Origin of the sequence: Halorussus salinus, assembly GCF_004765815.2 — an archaeon.
GTDB classification, from domain to species: domain Archaea; phylum Halobacteriota; class Halobacteria; order Halobacteriales; family Haladaptataceae; genus Halorussus; species Halorussus salinus.
Genome location: NZ_SBIS02000014.1, coordinates 131,410 through 142,515, shown reverse-complemented (window position 1 = coordinate 142,515; position 11,106 = coordinate 131,410). Strand labels below are relative to the sequence as shown.

Sequence of the window (11,106 nt, the reverse complement as noted above, 5' to 3'; positions counted from 1 at the left end):
ACGCCGAAGCGTCGCTCGCTCGGGAGTTCGAGACGCCTTGCGAAACGTCCGAGCCGTCGCTAATCGAGTCCGATTCGGACCACGCCTCTGCGTGCCACCTCAACACATCGGACGAAGATGCGAAACAAGCGACCGCGTCGAGCGGCGAATAGCGGGTAATCGACCGCGGTCATCTCGTGAGGTATCGCTCTCGGGCGGACGCGGGCGACCGAGCCTCCCACGGGAGTTTCTCGACTTCGATCGCAGGTGTCAATCGTCTACTCGGGGGTCGAGGAGTACGCGTGTGAAGTCTTGGAGAACCGTTCCCAAAACGCCGAACAGTACGAGTCCGAAGACGCTGGTGAAGCTAAGCATCGGGTCGCCCGATGCGAATCCGTTGAAGGTCGCGACGGCGATTCCGGGAACGAGGAGTACTTTCTCGATGACGACGGCCGAGAGAAAGAGCAATCCGAGCGACTCACCGAGGACGAGCGACCCGAGCGACGGCCACGTGTTTCGGAAGATGTGGATGGCTTTTCGGAACTGTCCCGCTCCCTTCGCCTGTGCCGTTTTGACGTATCTCGCGCCGAGACGTTCGGTGGTTTCGCTTCGAGCGTGGCGGGCTTGGACGGCGAAGAAGTTGACGGCGATAATTCCGATCGGGAGCAACGAACGGGTGGCGTTCTGTCGGTGCCAGAGCGGGAGCGAGAGGTCGTAGATGCGAATCCAGCCGAGTGTACTCGACATGAACGTAAGCGTGATGAAGGCCAGAACGAACGTCGGGACGCTGAGTCCGACGTTCGAGGCGACCGAGAGTACTTTGTCCAGTGGACTCGCTCGGTTCGTGGCCGTGTACGTCGAGAGTCCGGACCCGAGGAGCGTCGAGACGAGGACTCCGGGGACGAGGTAGGACATCGTGACCGGAAGTCGCGTAGCGTAGATGTCGAGGACTGGTTTTTCGTAGTAAATTGACTGGCCCCATTGGAGGGTTAGCAGTCGGGTCATCCAGTCGAAGTACAGCGCGAGTGGTCCGGGTGGGGTCTCGTATGCGGCACCGAATCCCATCTCGACGGTTCCCCACCCGACCATCCTTGATTCGGGAAGACTGGCGATAACGAGCCACGTCGCAGTGAGAACGGCCCAGAGTACTATCGTACCCCACGCGAGTCGCTGGAGGACGAACGCGTATCTCGATGATAGCACCGACATATTGGAAATACTATTAATATAATCGTAAATACGTTAGGATATCGGGAGCGTCCACAGACCCAAGAACTTTACACCAGCGACCTGCCTTTCTGAACGATTGATGACAACTAGAGACGGACCCGTCGATGTGGACTGGACCGACACGACGACATCCTATGTCGGGCGGCGGACGCTCCTCTTACTCGTCGGCTTCGGCCTCATCGGAGGACTCTACCTCTACGATTACGTCCTTCTCGGACCGGATTCAGTGGTACTTGGCTACGACATCAGCCGACTCGAATGGCTCTGGATTGGGAGCCTCTGGTTCGTCATCGTCTACGGTGGCGTACCTGTACTCTCCCGCTCTTGGACCGACACGCTCCGTCAGATGAGCCGACAGCGACCCGCTTCAGTCCTTGCAGGAATCTTTCTCACTGGCGTGTTTCTCGCGGGAACGATCGGCCCGGTACTATTCTCTCAGCCGACGCCATCTTTCGAACACGCCAATCAACCGCCGCTGTTCACGAGTATTTCGAGTGACCAAGTCGTCTCGTGTGTGAATCAAGTCGGCGACCAGTGTTACGGGTCGTGGAAGTATCCGCTCGGCACGACCGGAACCGGGACTGGACTGTTCACGTTGCTCGCCTTCGGTGCTCGAATCACCGTCATGTTGTCGCTCGTCGCTATCACGTTCATCGTCCCGGTGGCAACCATCGTCGGCACACTCGGCGCCTATCTCGGCGGAAAAACCGACCGACTGCTCACGGGCGTCGCGGAGGCGCTGAAGTTGATCCCCGCCCTCCTCGTGTTCCTCGTCTGGCGGTGGGTCTCCGGGGAAGGGTCACTCTTTGCGCTAGCAGTGGCATTCGGACTGGTGAACTGGGGGAACGTCGCGATAATAGTCAGGAGCCGAGCGCTCAACGAAATAAGCAAAAACTACGTTCAGAGTGCCGAAGCCGCAGGAGCAGAGACGCTGGACATCGTTCGTCGTCACCTCGTACCGAACGTCACCCGGAGCGCCGTCAGCATCGCAGTCTACCAGATTCCGCTTTTCATCACCGTCGAAGCGACGCTCTCTTTCCTCAAATTCGGAAATCCGCCCTCGTATCTGTTGGCGACCCCGCCGAGTGTGGAGTCTTGGGGCCGACTTATCGGTCGCAACGTCAACAACTTCCAGCCGTACTGGTGGCGACTCGCAGTTCCCGTCGCGACGCTTTTCCTCACAATCCTTTCGGCGAACGTCGTCGCCGACGCCATTCAAGCTCTCCTCGACCCCCGCTCGACCGAGTGATGGGCGTCAGTCCGACGACCACCGGTCAACCGCGACCGGTCACCTACGTTCTACGATGGCGTGTCGCTTGCCGGTGCCAGCCCCTACCGACTGCGCCGGGCGAACAGGAGCATCGCAACGAACGCCGCGACCGCGAGCGTCCGCCCGCGGCGACTTCCGGTGGCGGCGAACCACGCCAGCGAGGGGACCTGTCGCGGCCCGACCGAGGAGGGCCGGAGGTTCGCCACCCCACGCAGGAACCGCCCCTCCCGGAGGTAGTACTTCGCGAGGACGAGGTCGTGGGCACCGCGCACGTCGTAGCCGTCGCGTTCGGCCCGCCGGACCAACTCGTCGTGCTTGGCGAGGAACTCCTCGCCCGCCGCGTGGGCGGTCTCGGCGTCGGGCGACCCCGAGTAGTGGCGCACCACCAGCGGTTCGGGGACGTGCGCGAGTTGCCCCTCCAAGAGGACGCGGAGGAGAAAGTCGGGGTCTTGGAACCAGTCTAACTCCTCGTCGAAGCCGTCGATGCGCCGAGCGACCTCGGTCTCCACGAGGAGCGTCGAACCGGCCCCGGTGTGGAGCGTGTCCGCCAGCGTGGGACCAACTAACTCCTCGCCGCCCTCGACGGGAGTCTCCTCGTCGTCGGTCGCCAGCAGGTCGGCGGCCGTCTCGCGGACGAGACCGCCCGCGCCGGGCACCGTCACGTCGTAGTCGGTGTAAACTGCAACCCAGTCGTCGTCGGTGCCGTCGAGGCGGTCGAGTTGCGCGTCGAGCTTCCGGGGTCGCCACTCGTCGTCGGAGTCGAGGAAGGCGACGTACTCGCCCTCGGCGGCCTCGATACCGGTGTTTCGCGCCGGGTTCGCGCCGCGGTTGGTGTCGTGGGCGAGGTAGCGCACGCGCTCGTCGTCGTAGCCGGTGACGACCTCCTCGGTGTCGTCGGTCGAACCGTCGTCCACGACGAGGAGTTCGAAGTCGTCGTAGGTCTGTGCGAGGACGCTGTCGATGGCTCTGGTGAGCAGTTCCGCGCGGTTGTACGTCGGGATGACGACCGAAACTGTAGGCATCTGCCGGGACGTAGGGAGCGACCGGCCTTTACTACCGACCGGCTAAGCCGCCCTTTCGGGAGTCCGTGACGACTTCTGTCGGTGGGTTCAGCGACGAACGCCCCCGAGGAGCGTGCAGTCCTCGACGGCGACCTCCTCGCCGTCGAGCAGGTAGAGCGCCGGGTACTCGCCCCACGAGTCGGCGGTGACGCCCTCGAACCGGGTCCCGGAGCCGGTGTTGTAGAGCGGGTAGGTGCTGGCCATGTAGGTGCCCCCGGAGACGAGGCAGTCGTCGCCGCGAACGTCGAGCGCGCGGCGCTGGTCGCCGGGTTGGTAGACCCCGAGGTCGCGGAACTCGCAGTGGTCGCGGTGGCAGAGGACCGCGGGGCGGCCCCGCTCGCCGGTCGCCCACCCGTAGACCGAGAGGTTCCGGGCGACGACCGGGCCGGGCGCGTCGCCGAAGACCGCGAGGGCGTACCCGCCGCCGTCGAGGTGGACCTCGGTGTCGTGGACCGTGACGTGGTTGGCCCGCGGCGCGACGACCATCGCGCTGTTGGGGCGCTCCTCGACGGCAATCTCGACGTTTTCGATGCGGGCCGACGCCACTTCGTCTTGGACCGAGAGCGCGTAGCCGTTCGGTGCGGCGAGTTCGATGCCGACGTTCTCGACCCGGAGGTCCGACCCCTCGTCCAGTCGGAGGCCGCGCTGGTTCACGTCGGCCGCCCGGTTCTCGGTGACTTCGATGCGGGTGCCCCGGACGTAGCTCCCGTCGCCCGCGACGCGGACGCTGGCGACGTTGCTGTTCCGGTAGCGCCCGCCCTCGACCAGCACCCTCCCCTCGGGCACGTCGGCGTAGAGTCCGTTGTCGGGGAAGGGGCCGATTTCGAGGTCCCGCAGGCGGAGCGTCCCTCGCTGGTAGGGACTGACCAGTACGCCGGTCGGGCCGACCGCGATGTCGCCGACGGCGTTCTCGGAGTAGGCACCGCCGTCGGGCGCGCGGAACCGCTCGACGGACCCCCAGCCGTCGGAATCGAGGACGTTGAACAGCGCCGGGCCGAGGGTCCCGCGGTCGTGGTAGCCCACCACGTCCACGTCCCGGACCAGCAAGCCGTCGGTGACTTGCGCCTCGATAGCTCGGAGTCCGGTGTCCGGGGCCGTGAAGTCGAAGGTGAAGCCCTCGAACAGCAGGTCGCGGCCGGGGTCGGCGAGGACGCCGAGGCGGAACAGCCACGGCGCACCGTAGTCGAAGTCGTCGGTCGGCACGATAGTCGCGTCGTCGCCGACGAACCCCACGTCGTCGTAGGAGACGAGTCGGAACATCTCGTCCATCGCGTACGTGCCCGGCGGGAACCGGAGGAGCGCGTCGGTCGCCCCGTCGTTGCAGAGCCGGTTCAGAACGGGATTTATCGACTCCTCGCCGGTGGGGTCCGCACCGGCCTCGGTCACGTCGATTACGGTATCGTAGTCGCTCCGGGTCGCGCCCGACCCCGAGGAGGCGACCGTGGCGGTCGCCGTAGCGGTCGTCGCGGCGGTCGCCCCCGTAGCTGTGGCGGTGAGCGTCGCGGCGGCGGTCGTCAGAAATCGGCGTCTACTCGACTGGTTCGGAGTGTCGTCTTCGGGAGACATCCACCTCGCTCGTCGCGCGAAGTGCCGATATATCGGGGCGACCGTTCCCGCCGTTACACGGTTCCACAACAGTTGACAAGCAGGATGAGGCGAGGAGAGGTGTCACCGGACTACTCCGTCCGACGTACCAGCGCCGCCCGACACTCCGAGAGGACCGGCGCGCCGTCGTAGAGCCAGACCGCCGCGACCACGCCGACGAGCGCCAACTCGAACAGGAGCAGGGGGCCGAACTCGAGCGCCCAGAGTCGGACGACCCACTGGTGCAGGTAGTACAGCGTTCGGGCGACCAGTCCGGCGTCGGTCGGCGACGAGGCCGTGACCACGACCGGCCACAGCACCGCGCCGAGGGCCAACTCGTCGCCCAGCAGGAACGGGTAAATCACGTCGCCGACGAGGTGGGAGGCGTGGCCGACGAGGAGGGCGACGGCCAGCGGTCCCGCGTCGTCTCGTCGGAACCCGAGCCAGAGCGCCGCCGCGAAGACCGGGAAGACGAACGCCGAGTGGGCGACGGCGTACCCCGAGGGGAACACCCCGAACGTCCACGAGAGGGGTTTGTCCACGAGGTCCGGGGCGACCGCGCCGAACCCGGCCGCGAGCGCGACCGCGCCGTCGGGCGATTCGCGCCGCCAACCGTGCCAACAGAGCGAGACCAGCAGGTAGCCGAACGCGACGTGTTCCCACGGCCACATCAGCGGTCTCCTCGGGGAAGTCGGGGCGGTCGGCGCGTAGCGGTACTGCCGCCGTCGCCAGCGGTCACCGTGACCGGCAGGCGGAGCGCCCGGTAGGCGGTGTCGAGACTCGGGTCGGAGGGCGGGCTACCTTCGTAGAGCAACACGACCACGCGGAGGTCGTCGCCGGTCGCTCGCGGCGTGACGCGCGCGGTGACGTTGCGAGTCTCCCCCGGCGCGAGTTCGAATCGCCCGGCGTCCACCTCGGTCGCGGCGACGACTTCGACCGAGGAGGTCGCGTTTCCACCGACCGAGAAGTTCGCGCTCGCGGTCCCGGCCGAGGCCCCACCGCCCGAGACCCCATCGCCCGACGAGTTCACGGTCGCGCCGGTCGCCCTATCGACGCGCTGGAGTTGCACCACGTAACCGTATTCGACGCGCTCGCCCTCCTGATTCGTGACCGCGAAGTCGAACGGTCGGGGTTGTCCGCGCGCGAGCGTCGAGGGGTAGAGCGCGGTCGTCTCGGCGGTCACGTCGCCGGACTGGACGTAAAGTTCGGTGAACCCCTCGTCGGCGGGCGGCGCGACGACCGCGTAGCCGACCGACGACGCGAGGAGCAACAGGCTAACCCCGAGGAGGACGCCCGACCACGGCCGGGAACCCCCGGCGGGCGTCCCGAGCGCCGACGACTGCCGGAAGCCGAACGACGACCCGCCGAACAGGGCCGACAGGGAGGGGACGCCCGGCGCGAATCGCTCGTCGGGGGACTGGCGGGCGCGACTCACGACCGCCCCGGCCAGCAGGAGCGCCGTCGCCCCGAGGACGCCGCCCCGAATCGGTCCGGCCGCGATATCGAACGGCGAGAAGTGGACCGCGAGCGCGACCGCCGGAACGACGACGACACTCCAGAGGACCGCGAGCGCGACACGCTCGACGCCGCCGACCGCGTGGTCGCCACGCGAAAACGCCTCCCGGAGTCCGGTTCCGGAAGAGCCGATGGTAGCCTCCTCCGGGGGCGACCCGCGGGTCGGATACGCCATCGAGACGACGGCGTACCCCGGCAGGAAGACGACCGTCGGTATCAGCGCGACGAGTCGGGCGATGCCGTCGAGCGAGAGGAGGGTCGCGGCGGCCGCCACCGCCAGCAGACCGAACGAGACCAGTAGGTCGAGATAACCGCGTGCGGGGCGTGAGTCCATCGGCGGAAACTCACGCACCGGTCGGCCTTTATTATCGGCCGGGTAAGCGAGTTAAGCGGGCGAAAATCGGCAGTCAGGCCATCTCGTTGTCGTACATCGAGAGGCCGTCACAGCCCACGTCGAGGACGCCGCCGACCAGCGTGTTCTCCGCGACGCCCACGTCGCCGCTCGAATCGTTGAGTCGAAGCGCCTCGTAGCCGTCGTAGGACTCGGAATAGGTCCCCTCTATCCACGCGCCGGTGCCGTTGACGACGATTGGGTGGTGGGTCGTCTCGAAGGTGCCCCCGGAGACGTAGGCGTCGTCGGCGTTGATTTCGAGCGCGCGCCGGTAGTCGCTTCCCGGTTGGTCTATCTCCAGCCTGCGGAACTTGCAGTCGTCGCGCTCGCACCGGATGGCGTTCCGGAAGACCGCCCCGGAGGCCGACCCAGTGATGCGAACGTCCGAGAGGCCGACCTCTCCGGGTCGGTCCCCGCCCTTGATTTCGACGGCGTTGCCGCTCCCGTGGATGTCCACGTGGACGTTCTGGACGTAGGTCGGTCCGGCCTCCGACTCCACGACGACGGCCTGATTCGTCCGGTCGGTGCGCTGAACGACCGAGGAGTTGTGAATCTTGGCCGACTCCACGCCGTCGAGGACCGTGATGCCGTTTCCGTTCGGCTCGTCGAGGAGAACCGTCGAGTCCAACACCTGCAACCACGACCCGCGGTCGAGGCGAATCCCGCGCTGGTTGTCGAAGTGGTCGGGGTTGTCGTCCACGACGACGGTCGCGCCGACGATTTTGCTGTGGTGGCCGCCGATTCGGAGGTTGCTGGCGTGGCTGTTGCGGAAGACGCCGCGCCGGACGACGACGGTCCCCTCGGCGTTGCCAGCGTAGACGCCGTTGTCGGGGAAGCCGCCGAGTTGGCAGTCCACGAGTTCGACGGTCCCCTCGTGGTAGCGACTGACCATGATGCCGCTCGGACCGCGCCAGAGTTCGCCGTCGTTGGGCGTGTTCGAGACCCACTCGCCGCCAGCAGGTGCCCGGAACTCCTCGACGGTGCCGGTTCCGTTCGGGTCCATCACGTCGAACAGCGCCGGACCCCACGTGCCGCTGTCGTGCTTGCCGTTGACGAGGAAGTCCTTGACCGTCAGCCCGTCCGAGACTTGGGCCTCGATGGCCCGGATACCCGTGTCGGGGGCCGTCTGGTCCACGGTGAACCCCTCGACGTGGAGGTCCTTGCCGGGGTTGTGATAGACGCCGAGTCGGAAGAGCCGCCGGTTCGGTGCCTCGAACTCGTCGTAGTCGCCGGGGACGATGGTGGCGTCGTCGCCGACCATCCCGAAGCCCTCGAAGCCGCAGTGGCGGAACTCCTCGGTCATTCGGTAGCGCCCCGGCGGGAAGACCAAGAGCGTGTCGTCGCCCGCGTTCGCGTCGAGGACCGAGGTGACGGACTCGCCGCCGGTCGGGTCCGCGCCCGCGTCCACCACGTCCACGACGGTGCCGTACTCGTCTTTCATTCGTTCGATTCGGTCGGTCGTCGCCGCGCTCGCCCGTCCGACGAGCGCGGGGGACGCGCTCGCGGCGAGACCGGTCGCGCCGAGCGCGCCGAGATACCCCCGGCGCGAGAGTCGTCGCGTAGAGTCGCCGTTCGTGAGAGTGCCATCGCGTTCGCCCGTCTCCAACTCGTCTTGAGATTGCGGTGTCCGTGTCGTCATATTTTCCGCGGTTCGTCGGGAATGAACCGTAGAAAAGTCTTCTGGCCGCTCCAAATGGTTGCTGTCGTTCACATAGCCAGCTTTTAAGTTAGGCCTCTAGTAAACGCAAGACGAGAAGACTTTTCTGTCTCCTCGTTCGTCCTCGCATAGTTCGAAGTAATTGTAAACGAGAGTCGGTTTCGGGCGATGCTCCGGCCCGGTCTCCGTCATCGCGAGGAGTCCGAACTTACGACTCCTCCGCTTGGACCACGACCCGCACGTCGTCGCCGTCCTTCAGGAAGTACTCGCTCGGTTCGACGGACTCGCCGTTGACTACGAACTCGACCGTCGTGTCGGGTCCGCGCTCGTAGGTCGTCCCGTTGTACGTCACCGAATCGTCGGTCACGTTGATGCCCGACAGCGTGTTCAGGCCGTACTGGAGCGTGACGCTCCACGAGTGGGCGTGCCACGGGTTCGCCTGTCCGCCCTCGAAGTGGAAGTGGCGGTGGCCCGACTGGAACCGCTCCTCGCTGAAGTCTACCTCCTCGCCGTTCACGGTGAACTCCATCGGCCCGTGGACGTGGAGTTGGGCCGCCCGGATGTAGTCGCCGGGAACCGAGTAGTTCGCGTCGGCGGTCTCGACGGTGACCCACACTTGGTCGCCGTCGTCCAGCGTGGCCGATTGGGGGTCTACCTCCTCGCCGCTCACCCGGTAGTAGATTTCCGTGCCGTCGGTGGACTCGCGGTAGGTCCGGCCGTCGTAGGTCAGCGCGGTCTCGTTGGCGTCGATGCCGAAGGTACCGAGCGCCGCGGCGAGCGTGACGCTCGAATCCGCTCGCCACGTGTGGTCGTCGTCGGCCGCGATGGAGAGCGGGTCACCCGACGAGCGGTCGTCGAGGGAGAGTTCGCTCCCGGCGACTGCGACCGCAATCTTCCCCGAGGAGTCGGCCGACGCGCTCCCCGCGGACGCGTTCGCGGTCGAGTCGTTCGCGGTCGAATCGTCGGTCCCGCCGTGGGAGTGGTCCTCGCCGCCGTGAGAGTGACCGGACGAGGAGGTGGTACTTTCGTTCGTCGCGGGCGTCCCCGAGTCGTCGGCGGGCGTCTCCGAACCGTCGTCGGTCGTCGCGGAACTGTCGTTCGCCGCAGTCGTCGCGGCGGTGTCGGTCGTCGGAGTCGATTCGCCGGTCGTCGGTTCGACCGCGGTCGTTCCGTTCTCCGTCGTCGCGGCGTCGGACCCACCCAACCCGGCGCACCCGGCGAAAGCGACGAGTAACCCGACGAGCGCGACGGCAAGGGCACGGCGACGCCCGCGGCCGTCAGTCAGTGTCTCGAACACACCTCGGAGACGGAGCCGTATCCGGATTATTATCCGCGGGATATGTCGGGCTTAAGCGAGTCATAATTAACCGCCGACGCCCCTTCCGACCGGACGAGAATGCACCGAACCGGTCGCCGAACGACAGTCGCCGAGAGCCCTCCGAAGTGACGATGGGGGCCGACTCCGTTCTCACGGTCGTCGTCGCGCTCTGTTGTGTCCTCGCCATCGGCGCGACCTCGACCACGCTCGACTCGACGGTCGAGACCGACCCCGAGGAGGTCACGGACTTCGACTACAGTAAGGTCCCCATCGGGTCGGGACAGGCCCAGAAGTTGGACGACGCCATCGACAGAGGCCGGTCGGCGACCGGCCAGTCTGGGTCCGCCGACGACGGGTCGCCAGCGGAGGGCACGTCGGGCGACCAGCAGATGCAAGCGTCGAGAGCCGACCCGGACGCCGACGAGGGCGACCACACGAAATCCGCCGGGAGCGGCGACGGCGGCGAACCCGAACAGCGGGCGGGGAGCGGTGCGAACGAGCAACAGCGCCAGTCCGCCGGGAGCGGCGCGAACGAGCGCCGACAGCAGTCCAGCGGGAGCGGCGACGAGCAGAATCGGGGCGCGAGCAGTCGGAACGACCGGTCCGGGAGCGGCGCGGGAGCGACCGACCCGCCGCTGGTTCAGCAACTGATTTGGCTCCTGCGGGACCTCTTGGAGTTGCTTCTGGACCTCATCCCCTATCTGGTGCTGGCGACGCTCGTCGCCGTGGCGGTCCGGTTCCGCGACCGAATTCTCGCCCGCATCGCGCCGGGCGCGGCCGGACGAGCGGACGACGCGGGCGACGAGCCACGCCCCGACCCGGACCCCCAGAACGCGGTATCCGCGGCGTGGTTCGAGATGGTCGAACGACTCGACTTGGACGACCGAACTCACCTCACGCCGGGAGAGTGCGCGGCGGCCGCGAAGCGCCGCGGCGCGGACGACGAGGCGGTCCGGGACCTGACCGCGCTGTTCGAGGAGGTCCGATACGGCGGCGCTCGCGTGACCGACGAGCGCCGCGAGCGCGCCGAGCGGACCGTCGAGCGCCTGCGCTCGCAACTGGAGGTGAGGCAGTGAACCGCTCGCTACCGGAGAGCCGACT

The 11,106-nt window shown here is 66.9% G+C and carries 9 protein-coding genes; 2 read left to right on the top strand and 7 right to left on the bottom strand.

Annotated features, from left to right (window positions below):
• Positions 1-249: 249 nt before the first annotated feature.
• A complete protein-coding gene (locus EPL00_RS23375) occupies positions 250-1,188 on the bottom strand; it encodes an ABC transporter permease (RefSeq protein ID WP_135855415.1) in 939 nt (312 codons plus the stop codon).
• A 127-nt stretch (positions 1,189-1,315) separates the two neighbouring features.
• Here EPL00_RS23375 and EPL00_RS23370 point away from each other — a divergent pair, with 127 nt between their 5' ends.
• Entirely contained in the window at positions 1,316-2,458 is a 1,143-nt protein-coding gene (locus EPL00_RS23370; protein ID WP_162224327.1) for an ABC transporter permease, read from the top strand.
• Positions 2,459-2,541: 83 nt separating this feature from the next.
• On the opposite strand, the gene EPL00_RS23365 is transcribed toward EPL00_RS23370, so the two are convergent.
• The 6 genes from EPL00_RS23365 to EPL00_RS23340 all read right to left on the bottom strand — a co-directional run bounded on the left by EPL00_RS23365 (position 2,542) and on the right by EPL00_RS23340 (position 9,984).
• Complete coding sequence (locus EPL00_RS23365) at positions 2,542-3,501, bottom strand: glycosyltransferase (protein WP_135855417.1); 960 nt, start codon at positions 3,499-3,501, stop codon at positions 2,542-2,544.
• A gap of 87 nt (positions 3,502-3,588) precedes the next feature.
• Positions 3,589-5,106, bottom strand: a complete 1,518-nt coding sequence (locus tag EPL00_RS23360; RefSeq protein ID WP_135855418.1) for a hypothetical protein — start codon at positions 5,104-5,106, stop codon at positions 3,589-3,591.
• A gap of 110 nt (positions 5,107-5,216) precedes the next feature.
• On the bottom strand, positions 5,217-5,795 hold the full coding sequence (locus EPL00_RS23355; RefSeq protein ID WP_135855419.1) for a metal-dependent hydrolase: 579 nt from the start codon (positions 5,793-5,795) through the stop codon (positions 5,217-5,219).
• Positions 5,795-6,973: a DUF1616 domain-containing protein gene (locus EPL00_RS23350; protein WP_135855420.1), complete on the bottom strand. Its 1,179-nt coding sequence runs from the start codon at positions 6,971-6,973 to the stop codon at positions 5,795-5,797. The genes EPL00_RS23355 and EPL00_RS23350 overlap by 1 nt, the downstream gene beginning before the upstream one ends.
• A 73-nt stretch (positions 6,974-7,046) precedes the next feature.
• Positions 7,047-8,669 carry a hypothetical protein gene (locus tag EPL00_RS23345; protein ID WP_202932765.1) on the bottom strand — a complete coding sequence of 541 codons (1,623 nt, stop codon included), beginning with the start codon at positions 8,667-8,669 and terminating at the stop codon, positions 7,047-7,049.
• 226 nt (positions 8,670-8,895) lie between these two features.
• Complete coding sequence (locus EPL00_RS23340; protein ID WP_135855421.1) at positions 8,896-9,984, bottom strand: hypothetical protein; 1,089 nt, start codon at positions 9,982-9,984, stop codon at positions 8,896-8,898.
• A 152-nt stretch (positions 9,985-10,136) separates the two neighbouring features.
• Between EPL00_RS23340 and EPL00_RS23335 the strand changes: the two genes are divergently transcribed.
• The gene (locus tag EPL00_RS23335; protein WP_135855422.1) at positions 10,137-11,081 is read left to right on the top strand and encodes a DUF4129 domain-containing protein; all 945 of its coding nucleotides are present in this window, start codon (positions 10,137-10,139) and stop codon (positions 11,079-11,081) included.
• Positions 11,082-11,106 lie beyond the last annotated feature (25 nt).